Below are 25,507 nucleotides of genomic sequence, written 5' to 3'. Positions count from 1 at the left end.
GCGCCGGTCGGGAGCATAGGGAGCCGCGTCGGTTCATGACCGATTCTCCATACGTATTGCTAGATGACAGCCTCAGGCCCGGCGGCGTCTCGCTTCTGTTCGAGGAGCCGCTGGAGGTCGTGATCTGCCGCGACCCCGCGGAGGTCGAAGAGAAGCTCATCGCCGTTGAGCAGGGGCTGAAGCGCGGACTCCATGCGGCAGGATTCTTCGCCTACGAGCTCGGCTACTGCCTGGAGCCGAAGATCCGCGAATTGATGCCGGAAGGGCGCGACCAGCCGCTGTTCTGGATCGGGCTTTATCGCGCGCCGAAACGGTTCGACGATCGAGAGACCAAGGCGTGGCTCGCCCGCAAGGGCGGGGAGGGCGATCCTGACGTCACCGATCTGGAACTCTCCTGGTCGAAGCAGGAGTATCTCGATGCCTTCGCCAGGGTGAAGGACTACATCACCGCCGGCGACGTCTATCAGATCAATCTCACCCTCAAATATTTCTTCCGTTATGCGGGCGACCCCGTCGCCCTCTACCAGGCGCTACGCCGGAAGCAGCGGGTCTCCTTTGGCGGGCTGATCGGCGCGGAGGATTTTCACTGCCTCTCGCTCTCGCCGGAGCTGTTCTTCAAGCGGGAAGGGACCGTGCTCTCCACCCGCCCCATGAAGGGAACGGCGCCCCGCGGCCGCACGCCCCGCGAGGATGCGCGGCTTAAGACGTGGCTCGCCGTCGACGACAAGCAGCGCGCGGAGAACCTGATGATCGTCGATCTCCTGCGCAACGATCTCGGCCGTCTCGCCAAGATCGGCTCCGTGGAGGTGACCGACCTCTTCACCGTCGAGACATATCGCACCGTGCATCAGATGACGTCGGGGATCCGCGCCGAGATGCGCAGCGATATGGGCCTGCGGGAGATGCTCAAGGCGCTGTTTCCCTCCGGCTCCGTCACCGGCGCACCGAAGGTCCGCGCCATGGAGATCATCCGCGAGTTGGAATCGCTGCCCCGCGGGGTCTACACCGGCTCCGTTGGGACTATCGCGCCGAATGGGGATGCGGAGTTCAACGTCGCTATCCGCACCCTGATGCTGAGCGGCGGCAAGGGCGAGATGGGAATTGGCAGCGGCGTGGTCGCCGACAGCAAGGGCGAGTCCGAATACGAGGAATGTCTCCTGAAAGGCGAATTCCTGACCAAGCCCGCCCAGAATTTCGACCTGATCGAGACCATCCGCTGGGAGCGGGAAGCTGGCTTCTATCTGCTGGACCGCCATCTGAGCCGTCTGAAAGCCTCCGCCCAGCATTTCGGCTATCCCTACGAGCGCGAGGCCATAAAGGAGGCGCTTGCCGCCGAGACGTCGGGCTTGCAAAGCCAGACCTACATGGTCCGCATGCTGCTCGGCGAGGACGGCGCGATTTCCGTCTCCGCCAAGGAGATCACCCTGCCGGACCAGGGCACGGTCTGGACATTCGCCGTCTCCGACCGTCGCCTCGACGAGAAGAACCCGTTCTTCTTTCACAAGACGACGATCCGCGCTTTTTACGAGGAAGCTCTGGCTGCCGCGCAAGCCGCGACCGGCTGCGACGAGGTCATCTTCCTCAACAGCAAAGGCGAGCTGACCGAGGGCACGCGCACCAATCTCTTCATCGAAAAGGATGGAAGGCTCTACACGCCTGCCGTGGCGTGCGGCCTGCTGCCGGGCACGCTCCGTGAGGAGATGATCGACCTGCCGCGCGTCGAGGCGAGTGAAGCGATCCTCACCTTGGACGACCTCAAACGGGCCGACCGCATCTATCTGGGAAATTCTGTCCGCGGTCTGATTCGCGCCGTGCCGGTCGAGAAGGCCGCTGCGGAAGGCAGCCCGCAAGCGGCCGCAGCGGACGGGCGCTGATCGTCAGACCGGAATAGCGGGTCCTTCGCCTTCGATCCGTTCGGGCGTTGCCGGCAAAGGGGTAGGGCGAAGCGCCCGGTCCCCGGCCAGCCAGCGTTCGAAGGCATCGATCGCCCGGAGGGTGCGCCCCTCGAGCGCCTCGTACGTTCCTTTCGCATGGCTTCGGAGGGCGCCGAACTTTTCGAGCGTCTCCTCCCAGGCATCATCCATGCGCTCGGCCGACTCCGTCACCGATATCCCAAAGGAACGGACAGTATTCTCCGCCTGTCGCTGCAGGCGCGCCGCCCCGTCATTCAGCCGTTGCAGCGTTTCGACGGCGAAGGCCTCGAAGCTCGAAGGATCGTGCCCCTCTGGGGCCAGCGCATCGGCAGTGGCATCCGCCCCGTGCTCGATCTGCTCCGCCGGGGCCGAGAGAAGGGGAGACGCCGCAAGCGACAGGGACAGCGCGAGCACGCAGAAAGAGAGCGCGGCCCCGATTGCCACGCTCCCGGTATTCTCTTTGCGGTGTCGTCGAAAGATAGCCGCCTCCCTCGGTCGCGGCTGACGCTCCGATCGCTCCTAGGTGCCCCAGGGGATCGGGCCGGTCCAGCCGACGGCCAGAATAAGATACATGGCGACTGCTGCAACCACGGTCGAGATCAGCAGCACCCACACCATTGCGCCTGGGCGCGTGCCCTGGCGCGCTTCCTGGGTGGCAAGCTCGTCTTTCGTGTGATCGTGGGCCATTCTCACTCTCTCTTTCGGTCTTATACGGTTCGCGATCCGGCTTTCCGGACCTTCGATGGAGGGGATTAGGCTTATGCCAGCGCCAGTCGATGGCTGCTTCGCGCCCGACCCCCATGTCGATGAATAAAACGTCGCAAATCGGCGAACGTTCCTCTTCCGGAAAGCGAGAGCGGAAAGCGCTACTTCGAATCGAGTTTGTCGAGGGCACTGCGAACCGCGCGCACGAGTTCGCCGCTGGCCGCATCCTCGTCCATCCCCTCGTCGCCGGCGCGCAGCAGCGCATCGGCGTCCATTTCCCAGCGCTTTAGGATGGCCCGCTTGTCAGCCTCCGAAAGACCGTCGGCGGATAAGACGTCCTGCGGGCGGTCGAAGACCGTAGACGGATCCAGCTTTGCCTCTTCGAGCTCCGCGGCGGAAAGTTTGGCCATTGGTGTCCTCCTCATCGACGGTGAAAGTTGCCCGGCAATCGCACCTCAAACGAAACCTTTTTCTAGCGAAGAGCGTTGCCCAGACCTGAAAGAAAACGAGCGACTAAAGGAGACTATAATGCTGGGTTGGGCACTTACATTCTTGATCATCGCCTTGATCGCGGCGGCGCTGGGCTTCGGTGGCCTTGCCGGTACGGCGGTAGGCATTGCCAAGCTGATTTTCGTCGTTGCTCTGATCCTGTTCGCGCTGTCCATCGTGGCGAATATTATCCGCCGTTAGGTATCGGACGGTCTTGAGCGCCTCTCCCCAGGCCTCATGAGCGCATCAAAAAGCGGGCGCCTCCGTAAGGGGACGCCCGCTTTTTATTGGATCCGTCCGCGATTATCTCGGCGGCCGGGCAGGGGCACTATAATCAGAGCACCGGTTGAAACCCGCGCGCTGAACCCATGTCCTGCTAGCGGCTCGTGGGTCCCGCGGACGCCAGCGCCGATGCAAGCCCCTGGTCGAACTCCTCGCCGCTCGCGCCGAGGCTTTCGCCCAGCCTGTTGCGGGCGCGGTTTACGCGGCTCTTTATCGTCCCGATGGCGCAATCCGAGATCTCTGCGGCCTCCTCGTATGAGAACCCGGCCGCGCCGACCAGGATCAACGCCTCGCGCTGATCGTCCGGCAGCTCAGCCAGCGCCTCCCGGAAGTCCTGCAGATCCATATGCCCATGCTGCTCCGGGTGGGTGGAGAGCTTGGCGGCGTAGCTGCCGTCGGCATCCTCCACCTCACGCCGTCTTTTGCGGCGCTCGGAGAAGTAGGTATTGCGCAGGATGGTGAAGAGCCAAGCCTTGAGGTTGGTCCCCTCCCGGAAGGAATCGAGATGATTCCAAGCCTTGTAGAGGGTCTCCTGAACGAGGTCGTCCGCGCGCTCCTTGTCGCCGCACAATGAGACGGCGAAGGCGCGCAGATTGCTCATCTCGCCCACAAGGGCTTCCTTCAAACTCGCCGAAGCCTTTTGGTTCACTTCTTAGACCCGCTTTCCTCAAGGTCCTTGAGAAGCTGCATGAACCGGTCCGGAATCGGCTCGCGCGCCACCTCGTCGAAGGCAGCGCGAAGCTGACGGCCGATATGCGCCTGCAAGTCGGACGACAAGCCGCTCTTATCGTCGGCGGCGGGCTGCCCGTCCATCATAGGAGAGACAGCATCATCCGCTGCGCTGTTGGACGCATTCCCTGTTGCTAGGTCCATCCTTCCCTTCTCTTCCGGGGTCTTATCCCGAGCCCCACTCTTCTGTTTGTCAGTCACAAGTCATCCTTCAATCCGCTCAATACCCGGTCCGACGGCGAATGCAGGTCGATCAAGGGCGAGAAACGCCTGAAAACTCGCTCGGTTCCTTGATGGAACCTAGAAAGAAACAAATGTGTTGAATACCCCGGCTGCCTTTTTGAGTTGCCATTTCCCGCCTGCCCATGCCATTGGGGGCCGTATCAGGGGGAGGTCTTTATCGAGGCCTCTCAAAATTTCCAGAGACGGAATTTAGATGTCGATTTCCAAAGCGATTGCGCCACACCTTCCATACCTGCGCCGATTTGCTCGGGCCCTTGCCGGCACCCAGCAGGCCGGCGACGCTTACGTTGCGGCGACGCTAGAGGTTCTCGTGGAAGACTCCTCTGTCTTCAACACCGAGATCGAGCCGCGGGTTGCGCTGTACCAGACTTTCGTCGGCCTGTGGAACTCTCTCGACGTCAATCGCCGGGCCGAGATCTCCACGGACCTCGCCTCGACCATCGATCGCAAGCTCGAATCCATCACGCCGCTTCCGCGGCAGGCCTTCCTGCTCTGTTCGGTAGAGAATTTCACCCCGGCCGAAGCCGCTACCATCTTGTCCATTGACGAGGATGAGGTTCGCAGGCTGGTGGACGAGGCGGGCCGCGAGATTGCTCAGCAGGTGGCGACCGATGTCCTCATCATCGAGGACGAACCCATGATCGCCATGGACCTAGAGGGCATCGTCGACGGACTCGGCCATAACGTCACCGGCGTCGCGCGAACCCATTCCGAGGCGGTCGACGCTGTGAACGCCCAGCGTCCCGGTCTCGTGCTGGCCGATATCCAGCTTGCCGACGGAAGCTCGGGCCTCGATGCGGTGAACGAGATCCTCGGCGGATTCGAGGTTCCGGTGATCTTCATCACCGCCTATCCGGATCGGCTGCTCACCGGCGACCGGCCAGAGCCGGCCTTCCTGATCACCAAGCCTTATCAGCCGGACACCGTGAAGGCGATCATCAGCCAGGCCCTGTTCTTCGAGCGCCGCGCCCATCTGCGCGATCGCTCCGACGCCGACGCGTAAGTCCCGGTCCGATCGCTCCTCGTTGAAGCGATCCTCCGACGGGACAGCACAAATTGCGACGACCGAATAAAAAAGGGCGGCTTCATCGGAGCCGCCCTTTTTGCGTCGCGAGCCTGCCACGCGGTAACTCGCTGGTCCGTTACACGCGTCCCAGCAGCACCAGAATGATCAGGATGACGAGGATCAGTCCGACCACGCCCGACGGACCGTAGCCCCACGACCGGCTGTAAGGCCAAGCCGGAACGGCGCCCAGCAGGATCAGAATGAGAATGATGATGAGAATCGTGCCCAACATGTTGCCTCCTTATGAGGGATCGCCCTAGGGCCGCCTTGGCCGGACGCCCTAACCGCAGCGATGCGGCCGCTGCTCCCGAAAAAACGCAAGTCGATAATGACGCGGGGCGAGACAATCCAACGCAAGCGAAAAGAGAAAATCGTCCCCGCCGAAACACCCTCATACCGTCGCCTAGCGCGCCGCGCCGTTTGAATGGCGAAGATATGAGGGTGAACTCCGAAGCGGCGTTTAGGACCGGTCCATCCAGTTGTCGACCTCACGCTCGGCTTCATCTTTCGCAACGCCGTAGCGTTCTTGGATGCGGCCGACGAGTTCCTCGCGGCGGCCTTCCACCTGATCGAGATCGTCGTTGGTGAGCTTGCCCCACTGTTGTTGAGCCTGTCCCTTAAACTGCTTCCAATTACCTTCGATCTGGTCCCAGTTCATTTCGGCCTCCTTGGCTTGTTCGTGTGATTACCAGGTCTCCGATCGATCAACGTTCGCCCGCGCAAGCCGGTTCCTGTCGGGACAGGTCGCTTTCAATCCGGAGCGTCTGCCGGGCGCAGGAGAAGTCGCCGAGCCTTAAGTTTGCGAAACGGAGGAGGGCTCGGGGGATGGTCGGGATGGAGCCTGAAAAAGCAAACGCCCGCGCCGGGGGAGGGCAGCGGGCGTTTTTTAAATCTCGGTGCCGCTGGAGGGGCGAGTTGCGGGGGGTGCGGCGATCCGATTGGCGAATAAACGCCGACCCCTAACTCCAGTTCCCGAAAACCGAAAAATTTCTGTGCGCCTTGCGAATCCCTCGGCGATTGATCGTCAAACGTGCATCTGCGGAGCTGCAGTTGAAAATCCGAGTCAGGAGAGAACGAATTTTGCTTCAGGGGGTTATGCGAAGGCACACTTGATGTCGCCTTCCTGCGACCGCAATGGTGCCAAACTCGACGCCGGGGCGGGCACGGTGACATCCGACGACCGCTTACTGAATGCTTCCGCGAGGCGCGGTCACGGATGGCATGTGTCCTCGCGCGGTTTCGAAAATGATGGAGTCTGGGATCGCTAGTGTTTTCGAATCCGAAATGTCCGGCGGCATGAGCGGCGGCTTCCTCTACTTGCAGACCGCAGGCGAGATCATGCTCGCCATCGCTCTGCTCGGCATGGCCGGCCTCATTTTCTTCGTCTATTCGCAGTTTGAGAATCGCCGGGGCCTGACCTCGGCCATGCTTCTGCTGCTCGGAATAGGCGTGGGCATCGCCGGCTTGGCGCACCTTGCCGATCTTCCGAGGCTGTGGTCCGGCGCCAACCGGTTCGAGGCGGTGCTCAATGCCTTTGCAGGCGTTTTCGCGCTCGGATCGCTCGGTCTGGCGATGTGGCTGGCGCCACGGCTGCGCAAACGGTTCAACAAGGATCTTGAGGCTGAAATCGCCGCTCATTCGGCGACCCGCAACGCACTTACCAAGGCGGAATCCGAACTCGAGGTGCGGGCCGCGGCCCACCAGAGCGAGCTGGCGCGCATCAAGCAGCGGTTCGAGCTGGCGCTTCGCAACTCGCCCATCGGGGTTTTCACCCAGGATACGGATATGCGCTTCACCTGGGTGCACAATCCGCCGCCCGGCATGTCGTCGAAGAACCTGCTTGGCCGGCGCGATGAGGAGGTTCTGCCCCTCAGCGTGGCCGAGCCCATCATCGCCGCCAAGGAAAAGGCCATGGCGACCATGCAGCCGCAGGAGCTCGAGACCACCTACGAAAGCGGTGGACGCCAGCGCGCCCTTTACATTCTCGTCGAGCCCATGATCGACAAGGACGAGAAGGCCGCCGGCACGATTTCCGTCGTCGTCGATATCAGCCAGCGCCGGGCCCAGGAGATGCAGCTCCGTCTGCTGCTCCGCGAGCTCACCCACCGGTCCAAGAACCTTCTGGCCGTCATCAACGCCATCGCCCGGCAAACTGCTGCGCGGACATGCACGCTCGACGAGTTTCTCGACAGCTTCAACGCCCGCCTGGTGGCGATCGGGTCCGCCCACGATCTTCTCGTGGCCGACGATTGGCGCGGCGCATCCTTGCGGAACCTGGTTCAGAGCCAGCTCTACAACCACCTCTCCAGCAACGAGGACCGGATCGAGGTGGAAGGCGAAGATGTCATGTTGAAGCCGGAAGCAGTCCAGAATGTCGGCCTGGCGCTCCACGAGCTCTTCGTCAACGCCCAGAAATACGGTGCGCTCTCCACCAGCGGCGGTCACGTGAACGTGAGTTGGGACCAGTTCGACGGCCACGGTGTGAAGCTTGTTTGGGAGGAGCGTGGCGGCCCGCAGGTTCCGCGTCCGGATTCCGTGGGCTTCGGCAGAACCATGATCGAGAATGTCGTCGGCAGGGCCTTGAATGGGGAGGTCGATCTCACCTTCGACCCGGACGGCGTTCGCTGCGAGATCGCCATCCCGCCGAGCCAGCTCATCGCCGATTAGGCCGGCGGTCGGTCCCGCGTCGGGCTGAAGATGTCTTGCGTTTCGGTTCTAGGCTTTTTGCCGACAAAGCGCAGGCGGCAGCTTAGAGTGGGAGAGTACATATTTATGAGTTGCCCGTGTGATGTGGTGACACTCGCAGCCATCCGCGCGCGGATCAGATCCAAAGTCTAAGAGGGATAATTCGATGAGCATATTTGGAAAGATCGTAGATTCGATTTTCGGCAGCAGCGAAGCCAAGGCCGAGGAGGCCAAATCGGCCGAGGCTCAGGCGGAAGAGGGCAAGGCGCCGACGGCAGCGCCCGGCGAAGCCGCCGCGGCCGAGCCGATCACTGTCGAGGAAGTCGAGATCATCATCGCCAAGATCGATGCGAACCGGCCCGGCGACTACAACTGGAAGCAATCCATCGTGGATCTGATGAAGCTGCTCGATCTCGATAGCAGTCTCGGCGCGCGCAAGGAGCTTGCCCAGGAGCTTGGTTATACCGGTGCCCTCGACGGCTCCGCCGAGATGAATATCTGGCTTCATAAGCAGGTGATGGAAAAGCTCGCCGAGAGCGGCGGCAAGGTGCCTGACAGCCTGAAATAGCCGGACCTTCCGGAAATCCCCGCACCGGAGCGGGGTGGGCCGGCGCCCTCCATCGGGTGCCGGTCTAGACTTCGCTCTCTTCGCTTGCCCGGCTCTCGTCCACATCGACCAGGCCGCGCTGATGCGGTGGCAGCTCGGAGGGGATGGCAACTTCCAGCGCGCGTCGCGCGACGGAAAATTCCGCCGGCGTGGTGCTCCTGATGTCGCCGTCGATATTGATATGACGGGGCCGGGAGGTGGTTAGCCGAACGGTTTCGGCGGCCCGCCGCTTCAGAGTCTCCCGTTCGCCCCCAAGTCCGAATTTCAGGCTGGCAACCGAGGCGGCGAGGTCCAGAAAGGTGCCCGGCCGGACCACGTAGATGTGCAGCTTGCCGTCGTCGATGGCGGCATCCTCTGCCACCACTAGCCCGCCGCCGTGGAAACGCCCGTTTCCCACGCTCACCTGGTGGACCATTCCACGCCAATGGTTGTGATCGTCTAGCGTCATGGAAACGCTGAACGGCTTGGCGTCCCGGATCGCCTCCCGGAAGCTCATCGCGTAGCTCAACACGCGGAACGAACGCTTCAAGTCCTTCGACTGAAGTTCGCTCACCTTGCTCGCCACGCCGACGCTCGCCACGTTGATGAATGGATGGTCGTTGACCATGCCGACGTCGATCAGGTGGGTGCGCGGCCCGATCGCAACCTCGACCGCCTCGATCGGGTCCTCCGGCAAGCTGAGGGTCCGCGCGAAATCGTTTGCCGTTCCCAGGGGCAGCACGCCCAACGGCTTCTTCAGCTTCAGCAGCTTGGGCAACATGGAGGAGATCGTGCCGTCGCCGCCGCCGAGCACGATCCGGTCGGCCTCCGGGCCGCGCTCGTCGAGCGCGTTCAGCATCTCGTCGGGAGTTTCGACGGCCACCAGCTCGGCGTCCGGCTCGGAGTCGAATCGCTCTTTCAGCCGCGGCATGGCCTCCTCGCCGCCCGAGGCATTGGGGTTCACCAGGATCAGGAGGCGCATAGGGATCTCATCTCATAGGCCGGGCCGAAGCCGGCGCGGGGCAAATCGTAGGCAAACCGCGGTGTAACCTGCTCGTGATCGCATGTGGGGTGAAGTTGATTTGAAAGGCCCCGGTGCTCGTCCCCATTTTATCCTCAAGAACTTTGTGTCCCTACGCTGCCGGAAAGGAAAGACCGATGATCACCAGACGCCAACTTGGAATCGGGGTCCTTTCGATCGCGGGCTTGGCGGGCGTCCGCCTGTTGGCCCCACAGGAAACGGCAGCAAAGGCCGGAAAGTTCGATGTCAGTTATACGCCGGCCCAATGGAAGGAGCGGCTGACGCCGGAGCAGTATTATATTCTGCGCGAGGAGGGGACCGAGCGCCCCTTCACCAGCCCCCTGAACAAGGAGAAGCGCGCCGGCACGTTCCACTGCGCCGGCTGCGATCTGGCCCTGTTCTCATCGGAGACGAAATTCGATAGCGGCACGGGTTGGCCAAGCTTCTACGCGCCCATCGACGGCGCGGTGGAGCAATCCAGGGACGCATCTTTGGGCATGGTCCGCCAGGAGGTCCATTGCAGCCGTTGCGGCGGTCATCTCGGCCACGTCTTCAACGACGGACCGAATCCGACGGGCCTGCGCTACTGCATCAACGGCGTGGCGCTGACCTTCGACGCTGGCACGGCGTAATCGCCAGGCTGCGATCTTTCCGGATGTGTGAAGAAGAAAGTTGGCTCCCCGGGCCGGACTCGAACCAGCGACCCAGCGGTTAACAGCCGCTTGCTCTACCAACTGAGCTACCGGGGAGCAGGGCACGTTGCGACCGTGATCGGTGCGACGCGCGTGAGGCGTCATAGCAAAACCGGATTGGTCTTTAAAGGCTTTTACGCATCTCCGGAACGAAGATGCGCCTCGGCCATTCTGCTTCGGCGATTGAAGGCGGATGAATGAGCGCATATCTGCGCCTCTCACCCGCAAAGTCGAATCGTCAGCCCGGAGCAGCAATCCCGCCAATGGCCCATAAAATCCGTTTCGGCGATCGTCATATCAAGCTGCCGGGGTCCCGCATCCTGCGCGTCGTCATCGGCGTTCTACTCGTGCTTGGCGGAATCCTGGGATTCCTGCCAATCCTCGGGTTTTGGATGATTCCTCTCGGCCTGCTGATCTTGTCGGTCGACGTTCCCGCCGTGCGGCGATGGCGCCGTCAGCTCACCGTCTGGTGGCATCGCAGAAAACAGGAAAAGGATGAACGGAAGGGGCGTGCCGGCGAAACGGGAATGGAAGATCCCCGCACCGGCAACGGCTCGGCGCCATAGGCACCGGGTCGATTTCGCCGATTTTTCAAGAAACTGGAGGCCACGCCCGGAATCGAACCGGGGTACACGGATTTGCAGTCCGTTGCGTCACCACTCCGCCACGTGGCCCTCGTAAGTGCGGAAAGCGATTGGATCGCCCTGCACGGCGTTACTAAGTGTCGCTTGTGATTGCGTCAACAAGCCTTCGTCTCTGTCGCGCAAAAACGTCGCCAAATCGTAAGCCTCCCGCTAAGCTTCGTCCCATGCCGCACGAAAACCGAATCAATCAATTCAGCGGGCCTGCAGGCTCCGCATCGGCGCGGGCAACGGACTTCGCAGCGGCCCGCGAGATCATGGTGGAATCCCAGCTCCGGCCGTCCGGCGTCCATGACCGGAAGGTCATTTCCGCAATGGAAAGTCTGCCCCGGGAGCGCTTCGTGAGCGAGGCGAGCCTGCCGCTCGCTTATATGGACGGCGCGGTGCCCGTCGATGTCGGGGGCCGCGGTAGCGATGGGAGAATGCCTCGCTATCTGGCGCCACCCATGGTTTTGGCCCGCATGATCCAGCTCGCGGAGCCGGACGAGACCGACCGGGTGTTGGTTGTCGGCTGTGCCACGGGCTACTCCGTCGCTGTCCTCTCCTGTCTCGCCGGGGAGGTGATAGGGCTGGAATGCGACGAAGGGCTGGCAGCCCGGGCCGCGAGCAATCTCAAGGCCTTAGACGTAACCAATGCGCGCATAGTTCAAGGGACCCTCACCGACGGTGCTGCGTCAGACGGACCCTATGACCTCATCCTGATGGATGGTAGCGTGCCCACCATTCCAACTGCCATCGAAGAGCAGGTTAAAGAAGGGGGACGGTTAGTCGGGGTCGTATCGAACGGCGTGCAGGGGACGGTCTACCTCTTTGTGAAGACCGACGACGAGTTGGTGGCGCTGCCCCAGTTCTCGGCCGGCGCCAAGCCTCTGCCAGGCTTCGCGGCGGAAGCCGTATTCGATTTTTAGCTGCCTGAACGGCTTTCGCGGCGCTGTTGCTCTCTTCACACAGGGTGCTGATGTTTTTCGGGAATTTGGATTTCTGAACGAGTCAGAGTATGTCTAATTGCGCCAGGTGCCCTATATTGGGACATGGCATGAGGCAAGGGGCCGTCTCATATGCAGGGGAATATTGTGCGTCGTATTAGAGCCTTCGCTGCTTTGAAGCAGGTCGGTCCGCTGGCGGTTGCGCTTGGCGGGACGCTGCTGATGTGCGCGCCGGCCTATGCGGAATCGCTTCAGCAGGCCCTGGCGAATGCTTATCTCGTCAATCCGACCTTGAATGCGGAGCGTGCGGCCCTGCGTTCGTCGGATGAGAATCTGCCAATCGCCAAATCGAACTTGCGGCCTCAGATTCTCGGCAACGCCTCCAAGAGCTACATCAATCAGAACAGCGACGGCCCGACCGGGGTCGGCACTGGCATTTCCGACGGCACGGGCACGGGCGTCGACTTCACGACCTTTTCCACGGACGGGGTGACGCGGCCGTTTAGCATGGGCGTGACCCTCAGCCAGACCATTTTCGCAGGCTTCCAGAACGTCAACGCCATCCGTCAGGCCAAGTCCGGCATTCAGGCGGCGCGGGAGGCCCTGCGCTATGCCGAGCAGCAGGTGCTGCTCCAGGCAACCATCGCCTATGTGGACGTGGTGCGCGACGAGGCGGTGATCCGCCTGCGCGAGAACAACGTCAACGTGCTTACCGAACAGCTGAAACAGACCCGCGACCGGTTCGATGTGGGCGAGGTGACCCGCACGGACGTCGCTCAGGCCGAAGCCCGCCGCGCCGACGCTCTGTCGACCCTCAGCGTGGCCCAGGCCAACCTCAAGTCGAGCCGGGCCACCTACGAGCAGATCGTCGGCCATCCGCCGCGCAGCCTCGCCAAGCCGACCTCGATCATGCATCTCCTGCCGCGGACCCTGAGCCAGGCCCAGACCTTGGGCGACGGCGAGAATCCGCAGATCCTCAACGCGGTCTATCTTGAGGAAGCCTCCCTCTACGTGGTCAATCAGATCACAGGCGAGCTGCTTCCCCAGGTCAGCCTGGAAGCGGGCTACCAGAAGGATTACGGCCTTTCCGACCGCCTGGACGAGCAGGAGGCCACCACGGTCACGGGCCGTGTCACAGTGCCCCTCTACCAGGGCGGCGGCGTGGCTGCCCGCATCCGTCAGGCCAAGGAAGACAACCACCGGCTGAAGAAGCTTGTCGAGGAAGCACGCCTCGCAGTCCATGCCGACGTGATCTCGTCCTGGGGCGTGCTGCAATCCACCGCCGCCACGATCCGTTCGGCGGAATCTGCCGTGCGGGCCAACAAGATCGCGCTCGCCGGCGTGCGCGAGGAAGCCCAGGTCGGCCAGCGCACCACCCTGGATGTATTGAATGCCCAGCTTGAATATCTGGAATCCCAGATCAATCTGGTGACCGCGCTCCGTGATCGGGTCGTCGCGGAGTACTCGCTCTATGCCGCGATCGGCCGCATGGATGCCCAGACCCTCGCCCTCAACGTGCCCTATTACGATCCGTTCGAGCACTACGATACGGTGAAAAACAAGTGGTTCGGCCTGCGGCCTCCGTCGCCGCCTCTAGCCGACGAATAGCTCCCGTTAACCATAGGCGGAACCAAGTGTCCGCCAACCAATCCGAGACTTGTACGTTAAGCCTATGTTAAGCTCCGCACGCGCTGGGGGGTAGAGCAGGGTCGCCGTTGGCGATGCCAGTTTTGAATTGCGGCAAGAGGTTTGAGTTATGAGCAGTACGGACCGGGCTCCGGAACCCACCATGGAGGAGATTCTGGCGTCCATCAGGCGCATCATCTCCGAAGAAGAGAACAACGACGCTCCGGACGAGGCAGCCGCCGAAGCGGATGAGGTATACACCCGGCCGGCGCAGCAGCAGCCGGAGCCGACAGCGCCGCCCGCAGGGCCGGGCGCACCTTCGGCGGCCCCGCATGGCGCTCAGACGGATCCTCAGCCAGACGCGCCCGACAATGCCCCGGCCACCGGAGCCGATGAATCGGCCCCGGCAGATATCGAGTTCGTCGAGGAGACCATCGAGGAGCTGACCATCGCCGTCGAGCCGGAAGACGAGGTCGCCGGTGGCGGAGATGAGATCCTCGAGCTCGGCGATCTGACGGCCGGTGCTCCTGAAGACTCGGCCCCTGCCACGGCGGACGAGCCCTTGGAGCTTTCCGACGACGGCGCCTTCCCCTTCGAGGAAGAGGACGAGCCGGAGGACACCGGCGAGGCCCTGGTGCGGGAAACCTCGGCTCTGGAGGCCGCCATCGCCGCGCTGAAGGGCGATCAGTCCCGCTCCGGCATGATGGAAACCCCATCCGAGCCGGAAGAGGAGCAGTTTACCCAGGCCGCCGAAGCGAAGCCTGCTGGCGAGACGCCGTTTCCGGCCGAGGCTTCAGAAGAGCCGTCCCTCGAATCGGCCCTTCGTGAGGTCGCCGAGGAGGATGACGACGTCGACTTCGAGGTTGGCGAGACCTACGGCGATCCGGATGACGACGAGACCCTGGCGGAGGATGCGGCAGCGTTCCCTGGCGCCTATGCCTCCGAGCGCCGGAATGGGGCGGCCCATCATCGCGAGTCCGCCGATTTCGCTCACGCCGCCGCTGCCGGCCCTCTTGAGGAGACCGTGAAGGCGATGCTTCGCCCCATGCTCCGCGAGTGGCTCGACGAGAACATGGACCGGCTGCTTCAGGAAGCGCTTCACGAAGAGCTTCAGTCGGACGTGAAGCCCCAGCGAAACTAGCTGACGGCCGGGTCGTCAAGACCCGGCCCAGCTCTCGCTTTTCGGACAATTCGGATTTGTCGTCGGACCGCGCAATTGCGGCGCCGCGGCCCTTTGGCTTGCGCCTCTTGTGCTCGCGCGCCCTTCCGCTCTATTCACAGTCTCCGAATTGCCAGCCTGCCGCCGGCGCCTTCGCGCCCGCGGCCGACATAAGAGACTCCGGCCCCATGCTCGATAAGACCTACCAGCCCGCTTCCCTCGAAGGCACGATCTTCGCCGCCTGGGAAGACGCGAACGCATTTGCTGCGGGGGCCGGAAGCGACGGCGGCCAAGCTTACTCCATCGTCATCCCGCCGCCCAACGTCACCGGCTCGCTCCATATGGGCCACGCCCTGAACAACACGCTTCAGGACATCCTGGTCCGGTTCGAGCGGATGCGCGGCAAGGACGTTCTCTGGCAGCCCGGTATGGATCATGCGGGCATCGCGACCCAGATGGTTGTCGAGCGCCAGCTCATGGAGACCCAGGAGCCGGGGCGCCGCGAAATGGGCCGCGAGAAATTCGTGGAGCGTGTCTGGCAGTGGAAGGGTGAGAGCGGCGGCAAGATCCTGTCCCAGCTGAAGCGCCTCGGCTGCTCCTGCGACTGGTCCCGCGAGCGCTTCACCATGGATGACGGCCTGTCGGAAGCCGTCCGCAAGGTCTTTGTCGAGCTCTACGAAGCCGGCCTGATCTACAAGGACAAACGGCTCGTCAACTGGGATCCGAAGCTGCTGACCGCCATTTCCGACCTCGAGGTCGAGCAGGTCGAGGTCAACGGTCATCTCTGGCATTTCCGCTATCCGCTGGAAGGCGTCGACTTCAATGCCGAGGATCCATCCACCTATATCGTCGTCGCCACGACCCGGCCCGAGACCATGCTGGGCGACACGGCCGTCGCCGTTCACCCCGAGGACGAGCGCTATACGAATCTGATCGGCAACCACATCATCCTGCCCCTGGTCGGCCGGCGCATTCCCATCGTCGCGGACGAGTATTCGGACCCTGAGAAGGGCTCCGGCGCGGTGAAGATCACACCGGCCCACGACTTCAACGACTTCGAGGTCGGGAAGCGCCACGACCTGCCGATGATCAATATCCTCGATATCGAGGGGAAGGTCGTCCTCGAAGGCAACGAGGACTTCACCCGCGATGTCAGCGGAAGTTCGGAACTGACTCAGACGACTCGCGAATTGCAAGGCCAGGACCGCTTCGCCGCCCGGAAAGCCGTCGTCGCCATGATGGACGAGCGCGGCCTGCTGGCGGAGATCGAGGACAACCGCCACGCCGTTCCGCACGGCGATCGGTCGGGCGTCGTCATCGAGCCCTTCCTGACCGACCAGTGGTATGTTGACGCCAAGACCCTCGCGAAGCCGGCCATCGAGGCCGTCCGCAGCGGCCAGACTGGCTTCACCCCGAAGACCTGGGAGAACACCTATTTCCACTGGATGGAGAACATCCAGCCTTGGTGCATCTCCCGCCAGCTCTGGTGGGGTCACCAGATCCCGGCTTGGTACGGGCCGGACGGAACCGTCTTCGTCGCCACCGACGAGTCGGAGGCGAAAGAGAAGGCAAAGGCCCATTACGGCGAGGCGACGGAACTGACCCAGGACGAGGACGTGCTCGACACCTGGTTCTCATCCGGCCTCTGGCCGTTCTCGACTTTGGGCTGGCCGGACGAAACCGAGGCGCTCAAGCGCTACTACCCGACCTCCGTCTTGGTCACCGGCTTCGACATCATCTTCTTCTGGATCGCCCGCATGATGATGTTGGGCATCCATTTCATGGAGGAGGTCCCGTTCCACCGGGTCTACATCCACGCCCTGGTCCGCGACGAGAAGGGCCAGAAGATGTCGAAGTCCAAGGGGAACGTCATCGATCCTCTTGATTTGATTGAGCAATACGGCGCCGATGCCTTGCGCTTCACCCTAGCGGCCATGGAGGCCCAGGGACGCGACATCAAGCTCTCGACTGCCCGGGTCGAGGGCTATCGGAACTTCGCCACCAAGCTCTGGAACGCCGCCCGCTTCGCCGAGATGAACGAATGCGCGCCCGTCGACGGCTTCGATCCGAAGAGCGCGACGCTCACCGTCAATCGCTGGATTGCCGGCGAGAGCGAACGCGCCGCGGTCAAGGTCACGGAGTCGCTTGAGAACTTCCGGTTCAATGACGCCGCCGGCGCCATCTATCACTTCCTGTGGCACATCTTCTGCGACTGGTATCTGGAGCTCATCAAGCCGGTCCTCATGGGCGACGACGAGGACGCCAAGCGTGAGACCCGCGCCATGGCCGGCTACGTTCTCGACCGCGCCCTGAAGCTGCTGCACCCCTTCATGCCCTTCGTCACTGAGGAGCTGTGGGCGAAGCTGGGCGAGGGCAGGGAGCAGATCCTCATGCTGAGCCCTTGGCCCCGCCACGAGGGGCTTGAGAACGCCCAGGCCGATGCGGAGATCGATTGGGTCATCCGCTTCGTCACCGAGATCCGCTCCGTCCGGGCCGAGATGAACGTGCCCGCCGGTGCCCGCGTGCCGCTCATCGTCACTGGCGCCAACACCGAATCCCAGGAGCGGCTCGCCAGCCATGGCGAGACCCTAAAACGGCTGGCCCGGCTGGAGAGCATCGAAGCTGGCGAGACCCCAAAGGGCGCCCTCCAGATCGTCCTCGAGGAGGCGATCCTCGCGCTTCCGCTGGCCGAGATCATCGATGTCGCGGCGGAATCGGCACGGCTGAGGAAGGAGATCGACAAGGTCTCCAAGGAGATCGGCCAGCTCGACGCCAAGCTCGCCAACGAGAAGTTCGTCTCGCGCGCCCCGGAGCACGTCGTGGAGGAGCAGCGGGAGCGCAAATCCGAGGCCGAAGCCACCGCCGCCCGCCTTAACCAGGCTCTCGACAGACTCCAGGCGGTCCTCTAGATCGCCCAGCTTTTGAGCATGCCGCTGGCGCCTTCGCGGGCAGTTGCCGGAATCCGGTTAGACTGTGCTAAATGTGCAACGAAGTGAGGCATTTGCGCCTCCTTTGCGCCATAAAACATTGATACCCGCTGCCATTAACAGGGAAGAAGCCGTTTCGGGTGTATTGGGCGCCCGAACGACGGCTCGCCCGGCACACAATGCCGGGCCTTGAGGCCAGTTGAGTGAGGTTTGGGGAAAACGGCGGCGAGCCCTCCTGCCGCCATCTTTTCGGGATCATTGAGACGCTCCCATCGGATGCTTGAGGAATGGACGCTAAAACCTTCGATAAGTCGCGCCTGCCGAGCCGGCATGTGACCGAGGGCCCGAGCCGGGCCCCGCACCGCTCCTATTATTACGCCATGGGGCTGTCGTCCAAGCAGATCCATCAGCCCTTCGTGGGCGTGGCCACCTGCTGGAACGAAGCCGCGCCGTGCAATATCTCGCTGATGCGCCAGGCCCAGGCCGTGAAGCAGGGTGTCGCGTCCGCCCAAGGCACGCCGCGCGAATTCTGCACCATCACCGTCACCGACGGCATCGCCATGGGCCACCAGGGCATGAAGTCGTCTCTGCCGTCCCGCGAGGTGATCGCCGATTCCGTCGAGCTCACCATGCGCGGCCATTGCTACGACGCGCTGGTCGGCATGGCCGGCTGCGACAAGTCTCTGCCCGGCATGATGATGGCCATGGTCCGCCTCAACGTGCCGTCGATCTTCATCTATGGCGGCTCCATCCTTCCCGGCACCTTCAAGGGCAAACCCGTCACCGTCCAGGACGTCTTCGAGGCGGTCGGCCAGCACTCCGTCGGCAACATGTCCGACGAGGATCTGGAGGCCCTTGAGCAAGTGGCCTGTCCCTCTGCCGGTGCCTGCGGCGCCCAGTTTACCGCCAACACCATGGCCATGGTCTCCGAGGCCATCGGCCTGGCGCTGCCCTATTCGGCCGGCGCGCCCGCACCCTACGAGATGCGCGACCGCTTCTGTCACACCGCCGGCGCCAAGATCATGGACCTCATCGCCATGAACATCCGGCCGCGGGACATCGTGACTCGCAAGGCGCTGGAGAATGCAGCCGCCGTCGTCGCCGCATCCGGCGGCTCCACCAACGCAGCGCTCCATCTGCCGGCCATCGCCAATGAATGCGGCATCGAGTTCGACCTGTTCGACGTCGCCGAGATCTTCCGCAAGACCCCCTATATCGCCGATCTGAAGCCCGGCGGCCGTTACGTCGCGCGAGACCTCTTCGAGGCCGGCGGCATCCCGCTGGTCATGAAGACCCTGCTGGAGCACGGCTTCATGCACGGCGACTGCATGACCGTCACTGGCCGCACCATCGAAGAGAACATGGCGCGTGTTGAGTGGAATGCGGATCAGGACGTCGTCTATCCGGCCAACAAACCGATCTCCAAGACCGGCGGCGTGGTCGAGCTGCGCGGCAGCCTTGCGCCCGAAGGCGGCATCGTGAAGGTCGCCGGCCTCGCCAATCAGAAATTCCGCGGCCCCGCCCGCTGCTTCGACTGCGAAGAGGACGCCTTCGCCGCCGTCAGCAAGAAGGAATACAAGGAGGGCGAGGTTCTCGTCATCCGCTACGAAGGCCCGAAGGGCGGTCCCGGCATGCGCGAGATGCTCGCCACCACGGCTGCGCTTTATGGCCAGGGCATGGGCGACAAGGTCGCCCTGATCACCGACGGGCGCTTCTCCGGTGCCACCCGCGGCTTCTGCGTCGGCCATGTCGGCCCCGAAGCGGCGGTCTGCGGTCCCATCGCGCTCATCCGCGACGGCGACATGATCACCCTCGACGCGGAGAAGGGCATCCTCGACCACGAGCTTTCCGAGGCTGAGCTCGAGGAGCGCAAGAAGGACTGGAAAGAGCCCGCGCCGAAATTCGGTTCCGGCGCCATCTGGAAATATGCCGAGCAGGTGGGACCCGCCCGCGACGGCGCGGTGACCCATCCCGGCGGCAAAGCGGAAGTGAACTGCTATGCAGATGTCTAGCCGAGTGACATTGATCACAGCCGCGGCCGGCGTCCTTGCGTTCTGGCTCAACCCTGCGCCGGCGGAAACGCCGGCCCAGAAGACGAGCCCCGCAAACGCCGTCGCCGCCGGCGTATTCTCCTCCGCCACCGCCGCCTATCGGGAAGGCGTGTCCGCGGTTCAGTCCGGCGCGGTCGACAAGGGGGTTCCGGCGCTTCGTTTCGCCGCCGATCGCGGCGTCCTCGGCGCCCAGCTCCGTCTTGCGGAGCTCTACGCCAAGGGCGGGCCCGTGCCGAAGGACGACGCCCAGGCCTTCACCTATTACCGTCAGATCGCCGACACCTACGCCGATATCCCGCCGCGCAGCCCGGTTGCGAAATACGTCGCCGACGCGTTTGTGGCGCTCGGTCGATATCAGCTCGCCGGCATCCCGCAGATCGGCTTGCGGCCAGATCCGAAACGGGCCGCCGATCTCTTCGGCCATGCGGCGAGCTATTTCGGCGACGCCGACGCCCAGTACGAACTGGCCCAGCTCTACCTGTCCGGCAATGGCGTGAAGCGCAATCTCCGCCTCGGCGCCAACTGGTTGGCCATGGCCGCCCGCAAGCAGCATCCCGAATCCCAGGCCATGCTGGGCGAGATGCTGTGGCGCAGCGAGAAGGGCAGCGGACGTTACATTCGAGGTCTCGCCTTGATCGCGCTGGCCCACCATAACTCGGTGACCACGGGCAATGAGCCGGCTTGGATCAAGGATCTCTACGCCGAGGCCTTCAGCGACATCGACGACGAGACCCGCCAGGCGGTGGAAGCGACCACTCCACGCTGGGGCGGCCCGCGCGTGGCCATCGTCTCGGCACACGAGCATCACGAGGAGATGGCAGACGAGCGGTCCATCGGCTCCCGTATCGGCGGCTTCGTCCTGGGCGATCCGATCGGCGATCTCGATGTCCATGAAGATCCCGCGCTGACGGCTCAGACCGTCTCGGACGATGCCATCGTGGCACCGGAAGGGATCGGCGAGCCGGTCATCAGCCTGCAGGGCATGAATGCCGCAGGCGATCAGAGCGCCGCCTCGGCCTCCGCGGCGCCCGTCATGCCTTCGGATATGACGAGCGGTTCGGCGGGCATGGGCGTGTCCATGGGCTTTAGCGGCAGTGCCGCTGGCGGCCTGCAATAGGCCGGACCTGAAGGGGCGCCTCGGCGCCAAACGCTCCGAAGCTCTAAACCGAGAGTTCGATCCAGATCGGCACGTGGTCCGACGGCTTTTCCCAGCCGCGCGGGGCCGTATCGATCTCGCAGGTTCGCAAAAGGTCGGCGGCTTGCGGCGACAGCAGCAGGTGGTCGATCCGCAATCCTCGGTTCTTCTGCCAAGCGCCGGCCTGATAATCCCAGAACGTATATTGATGGGCTTCGTCGTGGCAGGCCCGGAAGGCGTCCGTCAGGCCGAGATTGAGCAGGCTGCGGAATTGCGCTCGCGTCTCCGGCTTGAACAGGGCGTCGTCCACCCAGGCCGCCGGATTGTAGACGTCGTCGGGCATTGGGATGACATTGTAGTCGCCGGCCATCACCATGGGCTCTTCGTAGGTCAGAAGCTCTGCCGCCCGCGCCTTCAGCCGATCCATCCAGGCGAGCTTGTAATCGTATTTGGGACCGTCCGCCGGATTGCCGTTGGGCAGATAAAGATTGGCGATCCGCACCACGCCCGACGGCACCGAAACCACCGCCTCGAGATAGCGCGCCTGTTCGTCCGCATCGTCTCCGCCAAGCCGCGGCGCCGTCTCGTCGAACGGAAGCTTGGAGAGTAGGGCGACGCCGTTGAAGCCCTTCTGGCCATGCACGGCGACGTTATAGCCGAGCTCCTCGAACTGCTCCGACGGGAAGGATTCGTCCACGCATTTGATCTCCTGCAGGCAGGCGATATCGGGCGAGGCGTCCTTCAGCCAGGTCAGCAGCGTGTCGATCCGGGCCTTGATGCCGTTGATGTTCCAGGTGGCGATTTTCATGGGACGATTGTCATACGACCATTTTCATCGGGATGCCGGCCAACCCTCTCCGTCGTCATGACCGGACTCGATCCGGGCATCCATACCCGGACGGCGCAGCGAATCTAAGCGGTCCGATTGGTCCGCTGAGGAACGTGAGAAGTAACGGCATGGCCCCCCGGGTCAAGCCCGGGGGTGACGAAACTGTACGACCCGCTAAAGCGAGAAGCTGGTGCCGCAGCCACAGGACGCGGTGGCGTTCGGATTGTTGACCTGGAAATGGGCGCCGATCAGATCGTCCACGAAGTCGATCTCGCTGCCCGCCACGAACGGCACCGACATGGGATCAATGATCACCCGCGCGCCGTCGCGCCCGATATCGATATCGTCGTCCTCGCGTTCCTTGACGAGGTCGAACCGGTATTGGAAGCCCGAGCAGCCGCCGCCTTCGACGGTGACCCGCAGCACGGTGTCCTGGGATTCCGCCTTTAGGATCTCGTTGATCCGCTGGACGGCGCTGTCGCTTATGGTGATGGACGCTTCAGTCATCCTGGGTTAGGTCTGTCCGCGATTGAGAGAGTTCAAGTGCATGAGCGAAAGGCCATGAGCCTCTCGCCTCGATATCATACCAGAGAGATAGGGGTACGGCCCGGCTTGTCAATCGCTGACGGGCCGTTCGAGACGCTGACCGACCACCTTAAAGTCCAAGAATCGGGCGCCGTGACCTACCCGTTCGCGCGCGCACCCTATGCCGTCGATCCGGCGAAAAGCCGGGGGCGCTACGAGCCGGAGCCGAAAAGCGCGACCCGCTCGCCGTTTCAGCGCGACCGCGACCGGATCGTCCATGCGACCGCCTTCAGGCGTCTCACCCACAAGACCCAGGTCTTCATCTATCACGAGGGCGATCACTACCGGACCCGGCTGACCCATAGCTTGGAGGTGGCCCAGATCGCCCGCTCCATGGCGCGCAGCCTCGCCCTCGACGAGGACCTGACCGAAGCGGTGGCGCTGGCCCACGATCTCGGCCATTCGCCCTTCGGACATGCGGGTGAGCGGGCGCTCGACCGGGCCATGCAAGGGGCCGGCGGTTTCGACCACAACGCCCAGAGCTTGCGGGTCGTCACCGAGCTTGAGCGGAAATATGCCGGCTTCGACGGGCTGAACCTCACCTGGGAGACTCTCGAAGGGCTCGTGAAGCATAACGGCCCGCTAGAGGGCCCGGATTCCGAGGACGAAGAGGTGCCCGCGCCTGTCCTCAACTATAACGCCAAGCACGATTTGGAGCTCGGCACCTATGCCTATCTGGAGTCCCAGCTCGCCAGCCTCGCCGACGACATCGCCTACAATAATCACGACGTTGACGACGGCTTCCGCTTCGGCTGTTTCGCATTCGAGGAGCTTGGCGAAATCCCCCTGGTGGGCGTGATCCTCGGAGAGCTTCGCTGGCGGTATCCCGAATTGGAGACGCCGCGCCTCTTGAACGAGCTGAACCGGCGCCTCATCACCCGCATGATCAACGATGCCCGGAACGAGACCGCGAAGCGTCTGGAGGACCTGGCGCCCGAGGATGCCGATGCGATCCGCTTCGCAGGCCGGCCGATCGCGGCCTTCTCCGACGAGATGACGGCGGAACTCGACACCTTGCGGGATTTTCTCACCGAACGTGTCTACCGCCACGACCGCGTGATGGGCATCATGCGCCGGGCAGAGCAGGTGGTCGCCGACCTCTTCCAACGCTATAAGGACGATGCTGGCGCCTTGCCGCCCAACTGGAGCGACCAGGCGCCCGATCGCGGCTCGCCCGCCTACGCCCGACATATCTGCGATTTCATCGCCGGCATGACCGACCGCTATGCGCTCGCCGAACATGCCCGGCTGTTTGACGTGACCCCGGACTTGCGCTAGGGCCCCGCCGCTTCACTTTTCGGATTTTCGACCATGGATGTCTTTGCACCCTTTCACGACGCGGTTCTGAACGCCGTCGCCAAGCTTCAGGAAGACGGCATCGTTCCCGCCGACGTCAAACTCGGCGCCATCACCATGGAGCCGCCCCGCGAGTCGGGCCATGGCGATCTCGCCACCAATGCCGCCATGGTGCTGGCGAAACCGTCCAAGGCGAAGCCGCGCGACCTGGCCGAAAAGCTGCTGCCCATGATCGAGGCCCACGATGATGTGGAGAAGGTCGAGATCGCCGGGCCGGGCTTCCTCAACCTTACCTTGAAGCAGAGCTTCTGGCCGGGTGTGGTGCGGGCCGTGCTGGGGCAAGGTGAAGCCTTCGGCTCCAGCGACCAGGGCGCGGCCGGAAGGTGAACGTGGAGTATGTCTCCGCCAACCCGACCGGCCCCATGCATGTGGGCCATTGCCGGGGAGCGGTGTTCGGCGACGCGCTGGCCAACCTCCTGTCATTTACCGGCCATGACGTCACCTGCGAGTATTACGTCAATGACGCCGGCACCCAGATCGACGTGCTCGCCCGCTCCGCCTATCTCCGCTATCGCGAGGCGCTTGGGGAGGATATCGGCGAAATCCCCGAAGGCCTGTACCCGGGCGACTACCTCAAGCCCGTCGGCGAGGCCTTGGCGGCGAAATATGGGGATAAGCTGTTGAAAGCTGACGAGTCGGACTGGCTTCCGACCGTAAAGCTCGAGGCAGTCGACGCCATGCTGGCTCTCATCAAGGATGACCTCAGCCAGCTAGGCATCAGCCATCACGTATTTTTTTCCGAGCGCTCCATGCTCGAAGGCGAGAATCTCGTCATGGAGACCATCGCCGACCTCAAGCAGAAGGGGGTTGTGTACGAAGGCCGTTTGCCGCCGCCCAAGGGCGTGGTCGACGAAGACTGGGAAGACCGCGAACAGCTGCTTTTCCGTTCCACGGATTTTGGTGACGACCTCGATCGGGCGCTCCTGAAATCCGATGGCTCGCCGACTTATTTCGCTTCCGACATCGCCTATCACCGCGAGAAGTTCAGACGCGGCTTTAACACGATGATCGATGTGTGGGGCGCCGATCACTCGGGCCATGTGAAGCGCATGAAGGCGGCCCTTGCAGCTCTGCTCGGCGAAGAGGCCGAGCTGGATATTAAGCTTTGTCAGCTGGTTCGCTTGTTTCGGTCTGGCACGCCTGTAAAGATGTCTAAACGCGCCGGGACGTTTGTGACTTTGAGGGACGTCGTGGACGAGGTCGGGCCTGGTCCGGTTCGTTTCATGATGTTGTTTCGGAAGAACGACGCGCCGCTCGACTTCGACTTCGCGAAAGTCACCGAGCAGTCGCGGGACAACCCGGTGTTCTATGTCCAGTACGCCCATGCGAGGGCGTGTTCGGTGTTGCGTAATGTGCGGGAGGTCTTTCCCACACTCGACCCAGGGGGTGATGCGTTGGGGCAGGCGGCAATAGATCTGTTGAACGACGAGTCGGAACTCGCTCTGATTCGGCGCATGGCGGACTATCCGCGAATCGTTCAGGCGGCCGCGTCTGCCCATGAACCTCATCGCATTGCATTTTACCTTCATGACCTTGCGAGTGACTTCCATAGCCTCTGGAATCGAGGCAAAGACTCGCCACAATTACGTTTTATTCACCAAAACGACCCAGATTTGACGAATTCTCGTGTTGCGCTTGTGTCAGCTGTCAAGCGCATTTTGTCGTCTGGACTGGGCATTCTCGGCGTCAAACCGGTTGAAGAGTTGCACTGAGCCCGCCGATCGGAAGGGTTCGAGGGGAGTAGCCATGTCTATCAAGGATCAGCAGGCTGGTCGGCCTGGAAACGCCGCACACGGTCAGCAGGGGCAGCGCCCCGCGCCGCGTCCGCGGGCGGCGACCGGACTTGCCGCCGGCTCGTTCG

24 protein-coding genes, 2 tRNA genes and 1 pseudogene are annotated in these 25,507 nt (G+C 63.1%); 15 read left to right on the top strand and 12 right to left on the bottom strand.

All coding sequences use genetic code 11. The features are described from left to right. Nucleotides 1-35 precede the first annotated feature (35 nt). Nucleotides 36-1,874 carry an aminodeoxychorismate synthase component I gene (gene pabB, locus A7A08_RS02940; RefSeq protein WP_069094008.1) on the top strand — a complete coding sequence of 613 codons (1,839 nt, stop codon included), beginning with the start codon at nt 36-38 and terminating at the stop codon, nt 1,872-1,874. 3 nt (nt 1,875-1,877) lie between these two features. Here the strand turns inward: pabB and A7A08_RS02935 are convergent, their stop codons facing one another. From A7A08_RS02935 to A7A08_RS02930, 3 genes are all read right to left on the bottom strand, one after another. After that, complete coding sequence (locus tag A7A08_RS02935; protein ID WP_069094007.1) at nt 1,878-2,357, bottom strand: hypothetical protein; 480 nt, start codon at nt 2,355-2,357, stop codon at nt 1,878-1,880. A gap of 75 nt (nt 2,358-2,432) precedes the next feature. After that, nucleotides 2,433-2,600 carry a hypothetical protein gene (locus tag A7A08_RS16135; protein ID WP_169822904.1) on the bottom strand — a complete coding sequence of 56 codons (168 nt, stop codon included), beginning with the start codon at nt 2,598-2,600 and terminating at the stop codon, nt 2,433-2,435. A gap of 179 nt (nt 2,601-2,779) precedes the next feature. Continuing rightward, nucleotides 2,780-3,028: a hypothetical protein gene (locus tag A7A08_RS02930; RefSeq protein ID WP_069094006.1), complete on the bottom strand. Its 249-nt coding sequence runs from the start codon at nt 3,026-3,028 to the stop codon at nt 2,780-2,782. A gap of 118 nt (nt 3,029-3,146) precedes the next feature. Here A7A08_RS02930 and A7A08_RS15410 point away from each other — a divergent pair, with 118 nt between their 5' ends. Next, the gene (locus tag A7A08_RS15410) at nt 3,147-3,308 is read left to right on the top strand and encodes a DUF1328 domain-containing protein (RefSeq protein WP_083226390.1); all 162 of its coding nucleotides are present in this window, start codon (nt 3,147-3,149) and stop codon (nt 3,306-3,308) included. 175 nt (nt 3,309-3,483) lie between these two features. On the opposite strand, the gene A7A08_RS02925 is transcribed toward A7A08_RS15410, so the two are convergent. Together A7A08_RS02925 and A7A08_RS15835 are read right to left on the bottom strand one after the other, a co-directional pair. Beyond that, nucleotides 3,484-4,038 (bottom strand): sigma-70 family RNA polymerase sigma factor, encoded by a 555-nt coding sequence (locus tag A7A08_RS02925; RefSeq protein WP_280948609.1) that lies wholly within the window; start codon nt 4,036-4,038, stop codon nt 3,484-3,486. Next, nucleotides 4,035-4,262: a NepR family anti-sigma factor gene (locus A7A08_RS15835; protein WP_141693813.1), complete on the bottom strand. Its 228-nt coding sequence runs from the start codon at nt 4,260-4,262 to the stop codon at nt 4,035-4,037. Before A7A08_RS15835 ends, A7A08_RS02925 begins: the two co-directional genes overlap by 4 nt. Nucleotides 4,263-4,554: 292 nt before the next feature. Between A7A08_RS15835 and A7A08_RS02920 the strand changes: the two genes are divergently transcribed. Beyond that, on the top strand, nt 4,555-5,364 hold the full coding sequence (locus A7A08_RS02920; RefSeq protein ID WP_069094005.1) for a response regulator: 810 nt from the start codon (nt 4,555-4,557) through the stop codon (nt 5,362-5,364). A gap of 139 nt (nt 5,365-5,503) precedes the next feature. On the opposite strand, the gene A7A08_RS02915 is transcribed toward A7A08_RS02920, so the two are convergent. Further along, entirely contained in the window at nt 5,504-5,659 is a 156-nt protein-coding gene (locus tag A7A08_RS02915) for a DUF3309 family protein (protein WP_069094004.1), read from the bottom strand. Nucleotides 5,660-5,887: 228 nt separating this feature from the next. Continuing rightward, nucleotides 5,888-6,085, bottom strand: a complete 198-nt coding sequence (locus tag A7A08_RS02910; protein WP_069094003.1) for a CsbD family protein — start codon at nt 6,083-6,085, stop codon at nt 5,888-5,890. Between the two features lie 626 nt (nt 6,086-6,711). On the opposite strand from A7A08_RS02910, the gene A7A08_RS02905 reads away from it, so the two are divergent. Next, a complete protein-coding gene (locus A7A08_RS02905) occupies nt 6,712-8,094 on the top strand; it encodes a sensor histidine kinase (RefSeq protein WP_069094002.1) in 1,383 nt (460 codons plus the stop codon). 184 nt (nt 8,095-8,278) lie between these two features. After that, a complete protein-coding gene (locus A7A08_RS02900) occupies nt 8,279-8,680 on the top strand; it encodes a DUF3597 domain-containing protein (RefSeq protein WP_069094001.1) in 402 nt (133 codons plus the stop codon). A gap of 64 nt (nt 8,681-8,744) precedes the next feature. On the opposite strand, the gene A7A08_RS02895 is transcribed toward A7A08_RS02900, so the two are convergent. Further along, on the bottom strand, nt 8,745-9,680 hold the full coding sequence (locus tag A7A08_RS02895) for a diacylglycerol/lipid kinase family protein (RefSeq protein ID WP_069094000.1): 936 nt from the start codon (nt 9,678-9,680) through the stop codon (nt 8,745-8,747). 176 nt (nt 9,681-9,856) lie between these two features. Between A7A08_RS02895 and msrB the strand changes: the two genes are divergently transcribed. Then, complete coding sequence (gene msrB / locus A7A08_RS02890; protein ID WP_069093999.1) at nt 9,857-10,351, top strand: peptide-methionine (R)-S-oxide reductase MsrB; 495 nt, start codon at nt 9,857-9,859, stop codon at nt 10,349-10,351. A 41-nt stretch (nt 10,352-10,392) separates the two neighbouring features. On the opposite strand, the gene A7A08_RS02885 is transcribed toward msrB, so the two are convergent. Then, nucleotides 10,393-10,468 (bottom strand) — tRNA-Asn (locus A7A08_RS02885). A gap of 206 nt (nt 10,469-10,674) precedes the next feature. On the opposite strand from A7A08_RS02885, the gene A7A08_RS02880 reads away from it, so the two are divergent. Then, nucleotides 10,675-10,977, top strand: a complete 303-nt coding sequence (locus A7A08_RS02880; RefSeq protein WP_069093998.1) for a hypothetical protein — start codon at nt 10,675-10,677, stop codon at nt 10,975-10,977. Between the two features lie 34 nt (nt 10,978-11,011). On the opposite strand, the gene A7A08_RS02875 is transcribed toward A7A08_RS02880, so the two are convergent. Continuing rightward, nucleotides 11,012-11,085 (bottom strand) — tRNA-Cys (locus A7A08_RS02875). Nucleotides 11,086-11,219: 134 nt separating this feature from the next. Here A7A08_RS02875 and A7A08_RS02870 point away from each other — a divergent pair. From A7A08_RS02870 to A7A08_RS02845, 6 genes are all read left to right on the top strand, one after another. Then, nucleotides 11,220-11,960, top strand: coding sequence for a protein-L-isoaspartate O-methyltransferase family protein (locus A7A08_RS02870; RefSeq protein ID WP_083226388.1), 741 nt, complete (start codon nt 11,220-11,222; stop codon nt 11,958-11,960). A gap of 150 nt (nt 11,961-12,110) precedes the next feature. Further along, on the top strand, nt 12,111-13,586 hold the full coding sequence (locus A7A08_RS02865) for a TolC family outer membrane protein (protein ID WP_083226387.1): 1,476 nt from the start codon (nt 12,111-12,113) through the stop codon (nt 13,584-13,586). A 148-nt stretch (nt 13,587-13,734) separates the two neighbouring features. After that, complete coding sequence (locus A7A08_RS17075) at nt 13,735-14,745, top strand: DUF2497 domain-containing protein (protein WP_083226386.1); 1,011 nt, start codon at nt 13,735-13,737, stop codon at nt 14,743-14,745. A 206-nt stretch (nt 14,746-14,951) separates the two neighbouring features. Further along, nucleotides 14,952-17,672: a valine--tRNA ligase gene (locus A7A08_RS02855; protein ID WP_069093996.1), complete on the top strand. Its 2,721-nt coding sequence runs from the start codon at nt 14,952-14,954 to the stop codon at nt 17,670-17,672. 305 nt (nt 17,673-17,977) lie between these two features. Next, the gene (gene ilvD, locus A7A08_RS02850; RefSeq protein ID WP_069093995.1) at nt 17,978-19,702 is read left to right on the top strand and encodes a dihydroxy-acid dehydratase; all 1,725 of its coding nucleotides are present in this window, start codon (nt 17,978-17,980) and stop codon (nt 19,700-19,702) included. Nucleotides 19,703-19,706: 4 nt separating this feature from the next. Continuing rightward, nucleotides 19,707-20,858, top strand: a complete 1,152-nt coding sequence (locus tag A7A08_RS02845) for a tetratricopeptide repeat protein (protein ID WP_169822903.1) — start codon at nt 19,707-19,709, stop codon at nt 20,856-20,858. A 43-nt stretch (nt 20,859-20,901) separates the two neighbouring features. On the opposite strand, the gene xth is transcribed toward A7A08_RS02845, so the two are convergent. Continuing rightward, on the bottom strand, nt 20,902-21,684 hold the full coding sequence (gene xth, locus A7A08_RS02840; protein ID WP_069093993.1) for an exodeoxyribonuclease III: 783 nt from the start codon (nt 21,682-21,684) through the stop codon (nt 20,902-20,904). Nucleotides 21,685-21,879: 195 nt separating this feature from the next. After that, nucleotides 21,880-22,212, bottom strand: coding sequence for an iron-sulfur cluster insertion protein ErpA (gene erpA / locus A7A08_RS02835; protein ID WP_069093992.1), 333 nt, complete (start codon nt 22,210-22,212; stop codon nt 21,880-21,882). A 171-nt stretch (nt 22,213-22,383) separates the two neighbouring features. Between erpA and A7A08_RS02830 the strand changes: the two genes are divergently transcribed. Both A7A08_RS02830 and argS read left to right on the top strand, forming a co-directional pair. Next, the gene (locus tag A7A08_RS02830; RefSeq protein ID WP_069094289.1) at nt 22,384-23,568 is read left to right on the top strand and encodes a deoxyguanosinetriphosphate triphosphohydrolase; all 1,185 of its coding nucleotides are present in this window, start codon (nt 22,384-22,386) and stop codon (nt 23,566-23,568) included. A gap of 33 nt (nt 23,569-23,601) precedes the next feature. Further along, a pseudogene (argS, locus tag A7A08_RS02825) lies at nt 23,602-25,358 on the top strand (arginine--tRNA ligase). Nucleotides 25,359-25,507: the final 149 nt, after the last annotated feature.

The organism is Methyloligella halotolerans, from assembly GCF_001708935.1.
GTDB lineage: Bacteria > Pseudomonadota > Alphaproteobacteria > Rhizobiales > Methyloligellaceae > Methyloligella > Methyloligella halotolerans.
Note: the sequence above shows the minus strand (reverse complement) of the source record. Positions and strands in the feature narration are given on the sequence as shown.